The organism is Angustibacter speluncae (assembly GCF_054777815.1).
In genome coordinates this window covers 1-15,715 of the sequence record NZ_BAAHAF010000189.1, presented here as the reverse complement: position 1 = coordinate 15,715, position 15,715 = coordinate 1, and the positions used below count along the sequence as shown (strand labels likewise).

The following is a 15,715-nucleotide window of genomic DNA, read 5'->3' as shown; positions in this document are numbered from 1 at the left end:
GCCGCGCTGCTCGCGCTGCCCGGCGTCGGCCCCTGGACGGTCGACTACCTGCGGGTGCGGGCCGGCCGCGACCCCGACGTGCTGCTGGCCTCCGACCTGGCCGTGCGCCGCCAGCTCGAGCGCCTCACCGGCGGGCCGGTCGACACCCGCCGCGCCGCGGCGCTGGGTGCCGCCTGGGCGCCGCACCGCACCACCGCGATGCTCCACCTGTGGGCGGCCTACCTCGCCCCGGGCTGACCGTGTGCACGCGCGGGGGAGTTCGGGGGTTCCTCGGTCGTCTGCACGGCGGATCGCGCGCGAGCTCCCCCCGCTGTGCTCAGCCGTCCCGGAGCGCGACGGTGCCGGCGACCATCTCGCTCACCCACTCGCGGTCGAACATCACGTCCTCCCAGGCGAACCGGAGCACGAGCCACCCGTTGACCGTCAGCTCGTCGTAGCGGCGGCAGTCCTTGCGGAACGCCGAGCGCGAGCCGTGGAACTCGAAGCTGTCGGCCTCCAGCGCGATCCGCCTCCGCGGGTCGCCGACGTCGACGTAGCCGCGCAGCCGGGGCAGGCGCACCCGGCACTGCGGCGCGAAGCCGGTGAGGCCGAGGTCGATCACGACGGCACGCAGCGCGGACTCGAACGGGTTGGCCGCACGACCGTCGACGTGGCAGGCGACGCGGCGGGCCTGACGGTTGCCCTTGCCCGTGCACCGGTGCGCCGCTGCGGCCAGCGTCTGGCTGTCGACGCGACCCAGCCGCACGGCTCCGTCCGCCACGGCCAGCGCGTCCGCGAACGGCAGCGTGCGCGCGCAGTCGAGCACCGTCCGCAGCGGGCTCGTGACCCGGCCGCGCGTCTCGTCGTCGTCGAGGTCGGTCCAGTGCAGGCGCTCGCCGCGGACGGCCCGTGCGTTCGACCCGGCCGGCACGGTGACGTCGACGACCTCCGGCGGGTGGAGCGTCGGCAGCATCCAGAGCTGCGCGGCCGACAGGTGCGACACGGCGCCGCCCAGCCGCAGCGCCGACCGCAGCGGGGGTGGTGAGCGGTCGAGGGAGTACCTGCCCCGGGCGACCCGGACGAGCTCACCGCGGGCGACGGCGGCCTGGATGGTCCGCCGCGAGGCAGCCCGTCGGAGCTCGGCCCAGGTCGCCAGACCCTGCCGCTCGGCGGCGGCACGCAGCGCCGGTGCGGTGTCCACCGGCCCACTGTCGGGCGCCGCCCCCGCCACCCGACCGCCCCGTCGGTCCACCTGTGGACACAGGCGGGGGAGTCGGGGGCTGTGGACGACGGGACCGAGCAGGCTCGGCGGCGTTCTCCCCTCGGTGTGCCCACCGAGCGGGAGCGCCCTAGGCCGTCACCTCGTCGTCGACCAGGGCGCCGCTGAACTGCGCCCGGTAGAGGCGGGCGTACGCGCCGTCGCGCTCGAGCAGCTCGGCGTGCGAGCCCTGCTCGACGATGGCGCCGTCCTCCATCACCAGGATCAGGTCGGCGTCGCGGATGGTCGACAGCCGGTGCGCGATGACGAACGAGGTGCGGTCGGACCGCAGCGCCGACATCGCCTGCTGCACCAGGCGCTCGGTGCGGGTGTCGACCGACGACGTCGCCTCGTCGAGGATCAGCAGGTCGGGGTCGGCGAGGAAGGCCCGGGCGATGGTGAGCAGCTGCTTCTCGCCGGCGCTGACGTTGCTGCCCTCGTCGTCGATCACCGTGTCGTAGCCGTCGGGCAGCGAGTGCACGAACCGGTCGACGTAGGTGGCCTCGGCCGCGGCGAGCACCTCGGCCTCGGTGGCGCCGGGGCGGCCGTAGGCGATGTTGTCGCGGATGGTGCCCTTGAACAGCCAGGTGTCCTGCAGCACCATGCCCGTCCGCGCCCGCAGGTCGTGCCGGGTCAGGTCGGTGACGTCGACGCCGTCGAGGGTGATGCGTCCGCCGGTGAGCTCGTAGAAGCGCATCACGAGGTTGACCAGCGTGGTCTTGCCGGCGCCGGTGGGGCCGACGATCGCGACCGTCTGGCCCGGCTCGACGACCAGGTCGAGGTGCTCGATCAGCGGCCGCTCGGGGTCGTAGCGGAACGAGACGTCCTCGAACGCGATCCGGCCGCGGGCGTCCTCGGCGACCGTGCCCGTCGAGCGCTCGGCGACCTGCTCGTCGGCGTCGAGCACCTCGAACACCCGCTCGGCCGACGCCACGCCCGACTGCATGAGGTTCGCCATCGAGGCGACCTGCGTCAGCGGCTGGGTGAACTGGCGCGAGTACTGGATGAAGGCCTGCACGTCGCCGAGCGACATCGTCCCGTTGGCGACCCGCAGCCCGCCCACGACGGCGATGGCGACGTAGTTGAGGTTCCCGATGAACATCATCGCGGGCATGATGATGCCGCTGATGAACTGGGCTCCGAAGCCGGCCTCGTACAGCTCGGAGTTCTTGTCCGCGAACGACGTCCGCGAGGTCTCCTGCTGGCCGAACACCTTGACCAGCGAGTGCCCGGTGAACGACTCCTCGATGATGCCGTTCAGCTCGCCCGTGGACCTCCACTGCTGCACGAACTTCACCTGCGAGCGCTTGGCGATCAGACCGGTCACCACGACGCTGATGGGGATCGTCACCAGCGCGATGAGCGCGAGCAGCGGCGAGATCCACACCATCATCGCGACCATGGCCACGACGGTGAGCAGCGAGGTGAGCAGCTGCGACAGCGTCTGCTGCAGCGACTGCGCGACGTTGTCGATGTCGTTGGTGACGCGGCTCAGCAGCTCGCCGCGCGGCTGGTTGTCGAAGTACGGCAGCGGCAACCGGTGCAGCTTGGCCTCGACGTCGGCGCGCAGCCGCGCCACGACGGTCTGCACCGCGCCGGCGAGCAGCCACCCCTGCCACCAGCTCAGCACCGACGCCACGACGTACACGGCCAGCGCGACGAGCAGCACCCGCCCGACGGCGGTCATGTCGATGCCCTGGCCGGGCACCAGGTCGGGCATCGCGCCGACCATGTCGGCGAACCGCTCCTGACCGGACGAGCGCAGCCCGTCGGCCGCCTGCTGCCGGGTGACGCCGGCGGGCAGCTGCGACCCGATGAACCCCGCGAAGATCAGGTCGGTCGCGCGGCCGAGGATCTTCGGGCCGATCGCGGTCAGCACCACCGACACCACGGCGAGCGCCACCACCGACAGCACCTGCACGCGCTGGGGCGCCATCAACCCGAGCAGCCGGCGCGCCGAGCGGCCGAAGTCCTGCGACTTCTGCGTCGGGGCCCCGATCGGCACGTGACCGCCCGGGCCGCGCACGTTCGGGCCACGCCGCTGCTCCGCGGCCTTCTCCTCCTCGGACCTCACACCCTCGGCCATCAGACCCCCACCTCCTCGGCGCTGCGCTGGGACTCGACGATCTCGACGTAGGTGGGGCAGCTCTCGAGCAGCTCGGCGTGACACCCGGTGCCCACCACGCGCCCGTCCTCGAGCACGACGATCTGGTCGGCGTCGACGATCGTCGACACCCGTTGCGCCACCACGATCACGGTGGCGTCGCGGGTGACCGGCGCGAGCGCGGCGCGCAGCCGCGCGTCGGTGCGCAGGTCGAGCGCCGAGAACGAGTCGTCGAAGACGTAGACGGAGGGACGACGGACGACCGCGCGGGCGATCGCGAGCCGCTGGCGCTGCCCGCCCGACACGTTCGTGCCGCCCTGCGCGATCGGGGCCTCGAGCCCGAGCGGCATCGCGCGGACGAAGTCCTCGGCCTGCGCGATGCGCAGCGCCTCCCAGAGCTCGTCGTCGGTGGCGTCGGTGCGGCCGTACCGCAGGTTGCTCGCCACCGTGCCGCTGAACAGGTACGGCTTCTGCGGCACCGTGCCCATCCGCGCCCACAGGGCGTCCGGGTCGGCCTCGCGCACGTCGACGCCGCCGACGAGCACCGCGCCCGAGGTGACGTCGTGCAGCCGGGGCACGAGCGAGACCAGCGTGGTCTTGCCGGCGCCCGTCGAGCCGATGACCGCGGTGGTCGTGCCGGGACGGGCGGTGAACGAGACGCCGTCCAGCACAGCGGACTCCGCGCCGGGGTAGCCGAACCCGACGTCGCGCAGCTCGACCTCGACCGGGCCCTCGGGGAGCGCCCGCGGCGCGGCCGGTGCGGCGACGGAGGTCTCGGTGGCGAGCACCTCGCCGATTCGCCCGGACGAGACGGCCGCCCGCGGGATCATCATCGACATGAAGGTCGCCATCATCACCGACATCAGGATCTGCATCAGGTAGCTCATGAACGCGGTGAGCGCGCCGACCTGCATCTCGCCGGAGCCGACGCGCGACGCGCCGAACCACAGCACGGCGACGGTGGACCCGTTGAACACCAGCATGACGATCGGGAAGGCCAGGGCCATCAGGCGGCCGACGGCCAGGGCGCTGCCGGTGTACCGGGCGTTCGCCTCGGCGAACCGCTCCTGCTCGAGGTCCTCGCGGACGAACGCCCGCACGACCCGCACGCCGGTGATCTGCTCGCGCAGGATGCGGTTCACCCAGTCGACGCACTCCTGCATGACCTTGAACTGCGGGATCATCCGCACGATCACGAGGGCGACGCTGAGCGCCAGCACGGGCACGGCCACCGCGACCAGCCACGAGAGCCCGAGGTCCTCGCGGACGGCCATCACGACGCCGCCGACCATCATGATCGGCGCGGAGACGACCATCGTCAGGAACATGTTGACGACCATCTGCACCTGGGTGACGTCGTTGGTGCTGCGCGAGATCAGCGTCGGCGCACCGAACCTCGCGACCTCGCGGGCCGAGAACGACGCGACCCGGTCGAACAGCCCGGCTCGTACGTCGCGCGCCATCGAGGCCGAGGCGCGGGCGCCGATCCAGGTGGCGGCGACGGTGGCGACGATCTGCACGAGCGAGACGGCGAGCATCCACCCGCCGGTGCGCACGATGTACTGCGTGTCGCCCTGCGCCACGCCCTCGTCGATGATGCGGGCGTTCAGGCTGGGCAGGTAGAGCGAGGCGATCGTGCCGGCGAGCTGCAGCACGACCAGCACGGCCAGCGAGGCCGAGTAGGGCGCCAGGTACCTGGCGGCGAGGCGGACGAGCATCAGCCGGCCTTCCTGCTGGGGACGGGTGACGGCAGCGGCGCGAGCGCGCCGTGCAGGACGAGGTGGACGACGTGCTCCGCCGGGAACGGGCCCCGGTCGGACGACAGCGGGTGGATGCTCGCCAGCACCACGCCGCCGAGCAGGTCGACGGCACGGTCGACACCGACGGCGAACCGGTCGGCGTCCGGGCCGACGACCGCGAGCAGCGCGTCGTGCACGCGCTGCGACGCCTGCCGGCGCTGGTCGTGCGCGGCAGCGGCGTGCGCCGAGTCGTGCGGCCGCATCCCACCGGACGCGGCGAGCCGGCCCATCACCTCGACGAAGGCCGACAGGTGCCGCTGCACCATGCCGACGGCCTCGACGAGCCGCTGCTCGAGCGGCAGCCCGGCGTCGACGCCGCGGATCGCGTCGACGAGGTGGGTGAGGTCGAACGCGCTGGCCACGGCGGCGTGCAGCAGCTCGTCCTTGGAGTCGAAGGCCCGGAAGATCGTGCCCTCGGCCACGCCTGCGGCGCGGGCGATCTGGGCGGTGGTGACGCCGACGCCGTGCTCGCGCACGAGCGGCACCGTCGCCGCCACCAGGGCGGCCCGGCGCTCGTCGCGCGACAGGGCGGGGGCGCGGGGGGTCACGACGGGAGAGACTAGATGAGTGAGCACTCACTCACAAGTGCGTTCCGCTCAGGGCGGACGGAGCGGCGGCGGGGACCGTCGCAGGTGGGGGCGACACTGGTGCGGTGACGTCGTGGACCCTCGTCGACTCCCCGGTCGACCCGCTGCTGCTCGCCGCCGGCGACGACGGGCTCGCCGCGGTGTGGTTCAGCCCGCACAAGGGGATCGAGCAGGCCGAGCGCACGTCCGGGGACGACTGGGTGCGCGACGACGACCACCCCGTGCTCGCCGCCGCGCGCGACCAGCTCGCGGCGTACTTCGCCGGCGAGCGGCGCGGGTTCGACCTGCCGCTCGCGCCGCGCGGCACCGGCTTCCAGCTCCGGGTGTGGGAGCGGCTGCGCGCGATCCCCTACGGCACGACCCGCTCCTACGGCGCCATCGCCGCCGAGCTGGGGCTCGAACCCGGCGCCTCGCGGGCGGTCGGCCTGGCCAACGGGGCGAACCCGCTGTCGATCGTGGTGCCGTGCCACCGGGTGGTGGGGGCCGACGGCTCGCTCACCGGGTTCGGCGGTGGCCTGCCGCGCAAGCGGTTCCTGCTCGACCTCGAGGCCGACCTGCTGTTCTGAGCGGCCGGCTCAGCCCATCCACATCCCGCCGTTGAGGTCGACCACGGTGCCGGTCACCGAGGCCGCCGCCGGCGAGCACAGCCAGCCGACGGTGCCGGCGACCTCCGCGGTCGAGGCGACCTTCGGCAGCGCCATCGTCGCGACCAGCGCGGCGAGCGCGTCGTCGTCGAGCCGGTCGACCATCGCCGTGGCCACCGGCCCGGCGGCGATCGCGTTCACGCGCACGCCGCGGGCGCCGTGGAACTTCGCCAGGTGGCGCGCCAGGCCGATCACCCCGGCCTTGGCCGCCGCGTAGGCGGGTCCGGACAGCAGGGTGCCGCCGTGCCGGCCGTTCACCGACGACAGCAGCACCACCGACCCGCCGTCGCCGAGCAGCGGCAGCGCCGCCCTGCAGACGACGAACGCCGAGGTGAGGTTGTCGTCGAGGACCGAGCGCCACTGCTCCAGCGAGGTGTCCTCGATGCCGCCCTCGCCGACCGAGCCGGCGGCGTGCACGACGGCGTCGAGCCGGTCGACGCCCTCGAGCACGGAGGCCACGGACGCGGGGTCGCAGGCGTCGTGGCCGCGGGCGCGGTCGAGCACCAGCACCCGGTCGCCGCGCTCCTCGAACAGCGCGACGCACGCGCGACCGATGCCGCCGTCGCCCCCGGTCACCAGGACGGTGCCGCTCACGACCCCTGCGCACCCGCGCGCTCGAGCACCTCGCGGGCCGAGCGCACGACCGCCTCGTCGACGATCCGCCCGTCGGCGTCGACGGCCACGCCCGTCCCGGAGGCGGTCGCGGTGTCGAGCGCGTCAACGAGCGCGCGGGCTCGCGCGACCTCCTCGGCGGACGGCGTCAGCACCCGGTTGACCACCTCGACCTGCCGCGGGGTCAGGCAGGTGCGGGCCCGGAAGCCCTGTCGCAGCAGCCGGGCCGTCGAGCGCTCGAGCAGCTCCTCGTCGCGCAGGGCGGTCTCGACCGGCCCGACCGGGCGTCCCGCGCCGACGCGCGCGGACGCCGCGACCACCTGCGCGCGGAAGACCCACAGCTCCTCGCGCTCCGGGCCGGGGAGCACGCCGAGGTCGGCCGCCAGGTCGGCCTCGCCGATCCCGAGCCGGTCGACCCGCGGGTGGGCGGCGACCTCGGCCGCGTCGTGCAGCCCCTGCGCCGACTCGACCAGTGGCAGCAGCCGCACCGACCCCTCGTCCAGGCCGCGCTCGCGCTCGAGCCGACGCAGCACCCCGTCGGCCCGGTCCGCCTGCGCCGCATCGGCCTTCGGCAGGAACAGCCCGGTCAGGCCGGGGCCGACGACGGCGGCCGCGTCGTCCTCGAGCCCGTCGACGGTGACCCGGACCCACAGCGGCGGCCGGTCGGCGTCCTCGGCCACGTAGTCGCCGACCAGGCCGCGCGCCTCGTCCTTGCGGGTGGCCGGCACGGCGTCCTCGAGGTCGAGGACGAGCGCGTCGGCGCCGCGCCGGGCCGCCCCGGCCAGGCGCTCGGCCTGATCACCCGGGACGTAGAGGTAGCTGCGGGCCGCCACGCGTCAGCGCCCGGTGGGCCGCGAGAGGTACCGCCCGGTGGGCTCCCCGACCACCTTGCCGTCCTCGAGCACCCGGTGGCCGCGCAGGAAGGTGTCGGTCACGGCGGCGTGCAGCTCGAAGCCCTCGAACGGCGTGTACTCCTGGGTCGACTCGGAGTCCTCGGCGCGCACCGTCCAGGTGACGGTGTCGTCGACCAGCGCGATGTCGGCGTCGTAGCCCTCCGCGATCGCGCCCTTGGTGCGCAGGCCGTAGCGCTGCGCCGGGTTCCACGACAGCAGCCGCGCCACGTCGCCCATCGACAGCCCGCGCCGCGCCCCCTCGCCCACCAGCCCGGGCAGCAGGTACTCCGCGCCGCCGAAGCCGCTCTTGGCGAGGAAGACGTCGTCACGCGGGTCGCCGAACTTCTGCTCGTCGCGGCAGCAGGCGTGGTCGCTGACCACCCAGTCGACCTCGCCGGCGAGCACGTGCTCCCACAGCGCCTCGACGTCGTCCTCGCCGCGCAGCGGCGGGTTGACCTTGCCGCCGATGCCCGACGCGGTGTGGAAGGTGGCGAGCAGGTGACCGATGGTGACCTCGCGACGGAAGTCGATGTGCGGGAACGCGGTCTTCATCCGGATCGCCGCGTCCATCGCCTTGGCCGACGACAGGTGCAGCAGGTTGATCGTCGGCAGCCCGGTCTCGTGCGCGAGGTACGAGGCGATGCTCACGGCCAGGCCCTCGGAGTGCTGCGGGCGGGACGCGCTGTAGGCCTCGAGGCCGGACAGCTCACCGGCCTCCTCGACCAGCTTCGTGTAGGCGGTCATGATCTCGGCCGTCTCGCAGTGCAGCGACAGCGAGATCTCGTCCGCCAGCTCGGGGTGCTGCTCGCGCGCCCGCTGCACACCGCGCATGACGAACTCGAAGTGCGCCATGTCGTAGCGCTCGTCCTCGGGGATCATCAGGAACGAGCTCTGGTCGGCGGACCGGCCGTGCAGGCCGTGGCCGCCGTAGAACATGAAGATCTTGAACGACGTGACGCCGTGGTCGGCCACCAGCGAGGGGATCTCGTCGATGTGCTGCTTGCTCATCGGCGCCAGGTGGAAGGCGTAGTCGACGAAGGCCTCGCCCTCGGACTCGGCCAGCACCTCGGGGAAGAACTCGGCGTACGGGCCGCCCTTGTTCAGGTAGTACTGGCCGGTGCGCATGTAGGTGATCGCGCTGGTGACGCCGCCCTGCGCGCAGGCGCGGCTCTCGGTGCCGGTGTCGACCCGCAGCGGGTTGTAGATGCCCCAGTGCTGGTGGGCGTCGACCGCGCCGGGGAAGGCGAGCCGCCCGCGGCCGTCGACCACGGTGGTCGCCTCGGAGCGGTCGAGTCCCGGTGCGACCTCGACGATCCGGCCGTCGGTGACGGCGATGTCGGCCGTCGGCGTCTCGGCGGAGTCGTGGCTGACCACGCGCACGTCGGTGAGGAGCAGGTCGTACCGGGCCATGGGGGCCTCCAGGGGTGTCGCGGGTGGGTCGGGAGCGGTCGGTCAGGGACGGACGAGGTCGCGCAGGGGGTCGAGCAGGGGGTCGACGCCGGGGAGGTCGCCGAGGCGCAGGGCGGCGTCCGAGACGGCTGCGGCCACGTCGTCGGGCAGCAGGCCGGCGACGTTCACCGCGAACTTCGTCGCGAGCTCGTCGTCGGACAGCGGGTTGCCGGGTCCGCCGCGGTTGGCGAGCACCTCCTCGGTGAGGGTGCGGCCGTCGGTGGTCGTGACGACGACCACGGCGGGGAACTGGTTCGGGAAGATCGCGTCGCACCGCTCGTCCGGCACGACGTCGGTGACCGCCATCAGCGCGCGGCGCACCGGGTCGGCGGCGAGCTCGTCGGAGTAGTCGGCCAGGCCGACGCCGAGGCCGGCGCCGGACGAGCACAGGCCGGCCGCGAACGCGTACGGCCCGCTGAACTGCGCCTGGTACCCGGTCTGCGGCGCCCGCTTGACCTCGATCGGCTCGCCGATCGTGCGGATCACCGCGGACGGGACGCGCACCTCGACCCGCTCGACGTCGTCGGGACGCAGGCCCTGCGCGCGCAGGGCGAGCCCGGCGTCGACGACGCCGTGGGTGAAGTGGTTGGCGGGATACGGCTTGAAGAAGATGCCCGGCACCGACCAGTCGGTGCCGAGATCGGCTGTCACGGCGTCCAGGTCGACCTCGCTGCCGTGCAGGAACGCCTCGAAGAAGCCGAACCGGCCCTCGAGCACGGACGGCGGGCCGGTGAGCCCGCGCTGCACGAGCTCGGCGGCGGTCACGCCGGACCGCGCCGCCCAGCCGTTGTGCACGCGCTTGACCGTGCCGCCGGTGCGGTTCGCCTCGATGATCCCGGACGCCATCGAGCCGGTGACGCCGAGCACGTCGACCAGGCGGTCGCGCCCGAGCCCGAGCACCAGACCCGCGGCGACGGCCGCTCCCATGGCGCCGCAGATCGAGGTGGCGTGCTGGCCGTGCTCGAAGTACACCGAGTTGCCGAGCTCGCGGTCGTACCCGGCCATCCCGAGCCGGACGGCGACCTCGAGCCCGACGGCGACCGCGGCGACCACCTCGGCGCCCGAGGCCCCGCCCGCCTGCGCCGCCGCGAGCGCCGCCGGCACCACCGCCGAGCTCGGGTGCAGCACCGACGGCAGGTGGGTGTCGTCGAAGTCGAGCGAGTGGGCGAGCACCCCGTTCAGGAACGCGGCCTGCGACGCCGGCACCCGCTCGGCCAGCCCGACCGCGGTCGACTCCGGCCGTCCGCCCTGGTGCTCGACCAGCCCCGCGACGGTGGCGCTGGTCGGCAGCGGCGTCGCCGCGACGCACAGGCCGAGCACGTCGAGCACGCGCTGCCGGACGCTCGCGGCGACCTCGTCCGGCACGCCGTGCCGCGCGTCGTCGGCGAACGCGGCCAGCTGCTGCGCCAGGGTCGGCTCAGCCACCGGCGACCACCGCCAGCGGGCGCACCGGCGACCCGGTGGCGCCGAAGATCGGCAGCGGCGCCATCACGAACACGAACTCGTGCACACCGTCGGCGGCGAGCTCCTCGAGCGCCATCGCCTCGACGATGTAGACGCCGGCCTCGACCAGCAGCACCCGGTGCGCGGGCAGCACGGCGTGGCCGGCGCCGGGCGCGAGCCGCTCGAACGCGATCGTGTCGGCCCCGGCGGCCCGCACCCCGCGGTCGGCGAGCCAGCGCGCGCCGGCCTCGCCGACGCCCGGGACGCCGGACGCGCCGCCCACGTAGTCGGACGGCTGCGGGCCGTCGAAGTGGCGCCCCCACCCGCTGCGCAGCAGCACGACGTCGCCGGTGCCGGGCTCGGTGCCCTGCGCCTCGACCGTCCGGTCGAGGTCGGCGGGCGTGATCTCGTAGCCGGCCTCGAGCCCGACGGGCGAGCCGAGCGCGGTGGCCACGTCGAGCAGCACGCCGCGGCACACCATCGGCTCGATCGTGTGGGCGCCCAGCCGCTCGAAGCGGCCTCCGCGGCCGGCCTCCTCGGCGTCCGACCCGTCGAGCAGCCGGCCGTCCTGCGAGACGTGGGCGAAGGCGTCGACGTGGGTGCCGACGTGGGTACCCATCGAGATCATGTCGTTGGCCGCCGAGCCGCCGTCGCTGCGCACGACGTCGCCGTGACGACGGGGGAGCGCGTGCCAGAACGCGGGGTGGTTGGGCGACTGCGGCATGCCCTGCCGCAGCTCGCGACCCAGTCCGTAGACGCGGGTGCCCGCCTGCACGGCGGCGAGCAGGGCCGCGGTGCCCGTGGTGGTGGTCGTCATCGGGGGTCCCCCTGGGGTCGTGCCACGACCCGGCGCGCCTCGAGGTCGGCGAGGCGGTCCTCGTCGCACCCGAGCGCCCCGAGCACGGCGTCGGTGTCGGCTCCGAGTGGCCGACCGGTGAAGCGGATGGAGCCGGGCGCCTCGCGGGCGCGCCACATGACGCTGTGCATGAGCACCGGCCCGAGGTCGTCGTCCTCGACCTCGACGAGCATGCCGGTCTCGCGCACGTGCGGGTCGTGCACGAGGTCCTCGGACGTGTAGATCGGCGCGAGCGCCGCTCCGGCGCGCTCGAACTCGGCCGTCACCTCGGCGCGCGAGCGCTGCGCGATCCAGCCGCCGACGTACTCGTCGAGCAGGTCGGCGTGCTGGGCCCGCTGCGCGCCGGTGGCGAACCACGGCTCGTCGACGACCTCGGGGTGACCGACCAGGTGCATCACCCGCTCGGCGATCGCCTGGGCGCTGGTGGAGACGGCGACCCAGCTGCCGTCGGCGGTGCGGTAGGTGTTGCGGGGCGCGTTGTTGCTCGAGCGGTTGCCCTGCCGCGTCCCGACCACGCCGGTCTGCTGGTACACGGTCGGGCCGGGGCCGACGGCGTCGAGGATCGGCTCGAGCAGGCTCAGGTCGATCACCTCGCCGCGGCCGCCGTTGCGCTCGCGCGCGAGCAGCGCCATCGTCGTCGCGCTCGACGCGGCGATGCCGCACAGGCTGTCTGCCAGGCCGAAGGCGGGCAGCGTGGGCGGGCCGTCCGCCTCACCCGTCAGGTGGGCGAAGCCGCTCATCGCCTCGGCGAGCGTGCCGAAGCCGGCGCGACCCGCGTACGGGCCGGTCTGGCCGAACCCGGTGACCCGCGTGAGCACCAGCCCCGGGTTCACCTCGTGCAGCCGGTCGGGACCGAGCCCCCAGCGCTCCAGCGTGCCCGGACGGAAGTTCTCGACGACGACGTCGGCGGTCTCGACCAGGCGCAGGAACAGCTCGGCGCCGTCGGGGTCGGACAGGTTCAGCGCCACCGACAGCTTGTTGCGCGAGATCTCCTTCCACCACAGCGGGATCCCGTCCTTGGACGGGCCGTGGCCGCGCATGCCGTCGCCCTTGGTGGGGTGCTCGATCTTGATCACCTCGGCGCCGTGGTCGCCGAGGATGCGGGCGCACAGCGGTCCGGCCAGGATCGTCGAGACGTCGAGGACCCGGAAGCCCTCCAGGGGTCCGCTCACGCCGGGACCTCCGCACCGAGCTCGGCGGCCAGGTGCTCGGCGGCGAGGAACGCCAGCCCGAGCGCAGGCAGCAGTCCGTTGCCGGCCAGGTACCCGGCGGCGCCGTGGCCCGAGATGCCGTGCGCCGCACCGCCGGACGCGTACAGCCCGGTGACGACCGAGCCGTCGGCACGCTCGACGCGGGCGTGCTCGTCGACGACCAGACCGCCCTGGGTGTGGAAGAGCGCGGGCACGACGCGGACGGCGGCGTACGGCGGCTCGAGCACGGCCTCGAACTCGGTGCGCCCGAACGGGTCCGGGTCCTCACCACGCGCCGCCGCGGCGACCTGGTCGAGCGTGCGCGCGAGCGCGTCCGCGGGGACGCCGGTGGCGTCGGCGAGGGCGGCGACGTCGTCGGCCCAGACCAGGGCCCCCGACTCGACCGTCTGCCGGAAGTCGGTGAACACCTGGCAGGCGTCGTGGATGCGCCGGTCGAGGACGATCCACGCGGTGGCGTCCGGCTGCTGCGCGACGACGGCCGCGTACTCGCTGTACCCGCTGGTCTCGTCGCCGAACCGCTCGCCGGCGGTGCTGACCAGCACGGCCCCGTGCATGACGGTGGCCCAGCCGACGAGGGTGGCGCCGCGCGCGGCCAGCGCGCCGTGCCCCTGGTAGGCGTCGAGGTACGCCGTGGCGGCGCCGAGCCGCTCGCCGATGCGCAGCGCGTCGCCTCGGCTGGTCTCGCTCCCGTGGTAGGCGGCGGAGGCGATCTCGGGCAGGTGCTGCTCGACGAGCCCGCGGTCGGCGCCGTACCCGTTCGTGGCCAGCAGCACCGCGCGGGTGGGCACCTCCTCGCGGTCGCCGTCCGGCGTCTCGAGCACCGCGGCCCGCACGGCGCCGTCGTCGTCGAGCAGCACGTCGACCAGCCGGGCGGGGACGAGCAGGTCGATGCGCTCCTCGCGCTGCACCTCGCGCAGCAGGTGGTCGAGCAGCTGGGTGCCGTGCCGTCCCTCGATGGTGTGGCACCGGTCGCGGGAGTGGCCGGGGTAGTGGAAGTCGGTGACCACGCCGAGGGGCAGGCCGAGGTCGTCGGCGAGCCACTCGACGAGCCGCGCGCTCACGCCGGTGAGGGTGGCCGTGAGCCGCTCGTCCGCCTCGCCGTGGGTCTTGCGGGCCACGTCGGCGGCGAACAGCTCGGGGGAGTCGTCGATGCCCGCCTCGCGCTGGAAGCGGGTGCCGGCGCCGGGCACCATCGCGGTCGACATCGAGGTGTTGTTGCCGCGCCGGAACTGCTCGCTGGCCTCGACGACGAGGACGTCCAGCCCGAGCCGGGCGGCGCGCAGCGCGGCGACGAGACCGCCACCGGCGCCGGCGACCACGAGGTCGGGGCCGTCCGCGCTCACCGCGCCTCCCCGGCGGCGACGAGCGCGAGCGTCAGGGCGGTCGGGTCGACCACGCGGACGGGCCACGTCGCGGCCTCGGCGGGCAGGTCGACGGCGCTGCAGCCGTTCACCAGGTCGCCCGCACCGGCGGTCGACATCCGCCCGACCGCCGCGCCGAGCGCGTCGGCCCAGCGCGTGCCCTCGTGGATCGCGGCGACGTCGAGGTCGAGCACCTCGCCGCCGGTGAACGACGCGGTGAGCCCGTACACGCCGACCTGGCGCTCGAGCTCCGCGGCGATCGCCGGGTTGCGGGTGACGGCCCCGAACCGCCTGCCCGACAGCACGCTCCAGGTCGAGCTCGTGCGCAGCAGGCCGTAGACCGGGCGGTCGAGCCGCGCCTGCAGGTCGGGCACGCCCGGGTCGAGCACGCAGTCGGGCAGCAGCGCGTCGGCGTGGTCGGGGGCGGCCTCGAGCGCGGCGGTCACCAGGCCCTCGGAGTCGCGCACCTGCTGCTCGGTGTCGAGCGCGCGCGGGGCGTCCGGCCCGATGTCGTGCAGCTCGACCCGCAGACCGGGCGGGCACAGCTCGTCGTAGCGCGCCTGGCGACGGGCCAGCTCGGCGCCGTCGACGTGGATGGGGGTGACGGCGTACAGCAGCACGGGGCCTCCGGGCTCGCGGTCGGTGGTGGTCATCGCAGCCCCTGCAGGAGCGGGCCGACGTCGTCGCTGCCGGGGAGCTCGGCGACCGTGGCGCGCAGCAGGTCGACGACCTGGTCGCCCCGGCCGTCGTCGTCGAGCCAGCCGCGCAGGAGCGCGATCACGTCGTCCTCGTCGAGCGGGTGGTGGTCGGCGTCGCCGACCGGGTTCGGGACCTCGCGCACGAGCGTCCCGGCCGCGGTGCGGACGAAGACGCGGGCGGCGCGCTCGGCGGGCAGCCGGGCGTCGAGGTCCGGCGCGGGCCGCACCTCGACCCGGGCGGCGAGGGCGGCGACCCGCGGGTCGTCGCGCAGGTCGTCGCCGCTGACCCTCGGGCCGACCTCGCCGTGCACCCAGGCGGCCGCGGCGACGAACGGGATGCTGAACATCGCGCCCAGCCGGCTGTCCCAGGTGGTGCGGTCGAGACCCGTGGCGAGCCGGTGCGTCTCGACGACCAGCTGCTCGACCTCGGCGGCGTCGGCGGCGGGGCCGCGCAGGTCGAGTACGGCGTCGGCGACGGGGTGGGTGAACGAGCACGAGGCGTGCCGCTTGAAGTACCCGAGCCCGAGGTCCCAGCGCTCGCCGAGCCCGTCGGTGAGCGCGTCGGGCTCGAGCTCGCCCAGCAGGGCGCCGAGCGAGCCGGCGGCGGTTCCGGTGCTGCGGGCCTGGCCGGCGGACGCCATCCGCGCCGCGGCGAGGCCGGAGGTGTTGGACGCGCCCATCCAGGCGTCGCGCACCGGGTTGCCGTCGAGCGCGGACGAGAAGTGGCCGGCCACGGGCAGTCCCGCGCCGGCGTCGACGGCCGCGGCCACCTGCTCGGGCGTCAGCCCGCGCAGCCGGGCGCACCCGGCCGCCGCGCCGGC

At 74.7% G+C, this 15,715-nt stretch carries 14 protein-coding genes and 1 pseudogene; 2 read left to right on the top strand and 13 right to left on the bottom strand.

Annotation, left to right across the window (positions count from 1 at the left end):
* Nucleotides 1-237 (top strand): annotated as a pseudogene (locus ACYVKY_RS20780) (DNA-3-methyladenine glycosylase 2 family protein); the annotation flags it as partial.
* Between the two features lie 79 nt (nt 238-316).
* Here the strand turns inward: ACYVKY_RS20780 and ACYVKY_RS20775 are convergent.
* The 4 genes from ACYVKY_RS20775 to ACYVKY_RS20760 all read right to left on the bottom strand — a co-directional run bounded on the left by ACYVKY_RS20775 (nt 317) and on the right by ACYVKY_RS20760 (nt 5,688).
* Entirely contained in the window at nt 317-1,180 is an 864-nt protein-coding gene (locus ACYVKY_RS20775) for a hypothetical protein (protein ID WP_460436889.1), read from the bottom strand.
* A 148-nt stretch (nt 1,181-1,328) separates the two neighbouring features.
* Nucleotides 1,329-3,323, bottom strand: coding sequence for an ABC transporter ATP-binding protein (locus tag ACYVKY_RS20770; RefSeq protein WP_460436888.1), 1,995 nt, complete (start codon nt 3,321-3,323; stop codon nt 1,329-1,331).
* The gene (locus ACYVKY_RS20765; RefSeq protein ID WP_460436887.1) at nt 3,323-5,059 is read right to left on the bottom strand and encodes an ABC transporter ATP-binding protein; all 1,737 of its coding nucleotides are present in this window, start codon (nt 5,057-5,059) and stop codon (nt 3,323-3,325) included. The genes ACYVKY_RS20770 and ACYVKY_RS20765 overlap by 1 nt, the downstream gene beginning before the upstream one ends.
* Nucleotides 5,059-5,688 carry a TetR/AcrR family transcriptional regulator gene (locus ACYVKY_RS20760; protein WP_460436886.1) on the bottom strand — a complete coding sequence of 210 codons (630 nt, stop codon included), beginning with the start codon at nt 5,686-5,688 and terminating at the stop codon, nt 5,059-5,061. The genes ACYVKY_RS20765 and ACYVKY_RS20760 overlap by 1 nt, the downstream gene beginning before the upstream one ends.
* Before the next feature lie 104 nt (nt 5,689-5,792).
* Here ACYVKY_RS20760 and ACYVKY_RS20755 point away from each other — a divergent pair, with 104 nt between their 5' ends.
* The gene (locus ACYVKY_RS20755; protein ID WP_460436885.1) at nt 5,793-6,293 is read left to right on the top strand and encodes a methylated-DNA--[protein]-cysteine S-methyltransferase; all 501 of its coding nucleotides are present in this window, start codon (nt 5,793-5,795) and stop codon (nt 6,291-6,293) included.
* Between the two features lie 9 nt (nt 6,294-6,302).
* Here ACYVKY_RS20755 and ACYVKY_RS20750 read toward each other — a convergent pair whose 3' ends face one another.
* The 9 genes from ACYVKY_RS20750 to ACYVKY_RS20710 form a co-directional block, all read right to left on the bottom strand.
* Nucleotides 6,303-6,965, bottom strand: coding sequence for an SDR family NAD(P)-dependent oxidoreductase (locus ACYVKY_RS20750; protein ID WP_460436884.1), 663 nt, complete (start codon nt 6,963-6,965; stop codon nt 6,303-6,305).
* Nucleotides 6,962-7,816 (bottom strand): HpcH/HpaI aldolase/citrate lyase family protein, encoded by an 855-nt coding sequence (locus ACYVKY_RS20745; RefSeq protein WP_460436883.1) that lies wholly within the window; start codon nt 7,814-7,816, stop codon nt 6,962-6,964. The genes ACYVKY_RS20750 and ACYVKY_RS20745 overlap by 4 nt, the downstream gene beginning before the upstream one ends.
* A gap of 3 nt (nt 7,817-7,819) precedes the next feature.
* Nucleotides 7,820-9,286, bottom strand: coding sequence for a dihydroorotase (locus ACYVKY_RS20740; protein WP_460436882.1), 1,467 nt, complete (start codon nt 9,284-9,286; stop codon nt 7,820-7,822).
* Between the two features lie 42 nt (nt 9,287-9,328).
* Entirely contained in the window at nt 9,329-10,750 is a 1,422-nt protein-coding gene (locus tag ACYVKY_RS20735; RefSeq protein ID WP_460436881.1) for an MmgE/PrpD family protein, read from the bottom strand.
* On the bottom strand, nt 10,743-11,585 hold the full coding sequence (locus ACYVKY_RS20730; RefSeq protein ID WP_460436880.1) for a cyclase family protein: 843 nt from the start codon (nt 11,583-11,585) through the stop codon (nt 10,743-10,745). Before ACYVKY_RS20730 ends, ACYVKY_RS20735 begins: the two co-directional genes overlap by 8 nt.
* Nucleotides 11,582-12,796: a CaiB/BaiF CoA transferase family protein gene (locus ACYVKY_RS20725; protein ID WP_460436879.1), complete on the bottom strand. Its 1,215-nt coding sequence runs from the start codon at nt 12,794-12,796 to the stop codon at nt 11,582-11,584. The genes ACYVKY_RS20730 and ACYVKY_RS20725 overlap by 4 nt, the downstream gene beginning before the upstream one ends.
* Nucleotides 12,793-14,178: an FAD-dependent oxidoreductase gene (locus ACYVKY_RS20720; protein WP_460436878.1), complete on the bottom strand. Its 1,386-nt coding sequence runs from the start codon at nt 14,176-14,178 to the stop codon at nt 12,793-12,795. Before ACYVKY_RS20720 ends, ACYVKY_RS20725 begins: the two co-directional genes overlap by 4 nt.
* A complete protein-coding gene (locus ACYVKY_RS20715; RefSeq protein WP_460436877.1) occupies nt 14,175-14,849 on the bottom strand; it encodes an aspartate/glutamate racemase family protein in 675 nt (224 codons plus the stop codon). The genes ACYVKY_RS20720 and ACYVKY_RS20715 overlap by 4 nt, the downstream gene beginning before the upstream one ends.
* On the bottom strand, nt 14,846-15,715 hold an 870-nt coding region (locus ACYVKY_RS20710; protein WP_460436876.1), incomplete at its 5' end, for an MmgE/PrpD family protein. The genes ACYVKY_RS20715 and ACYVKY_RS20710, both read right to left, overlap by 4 nt.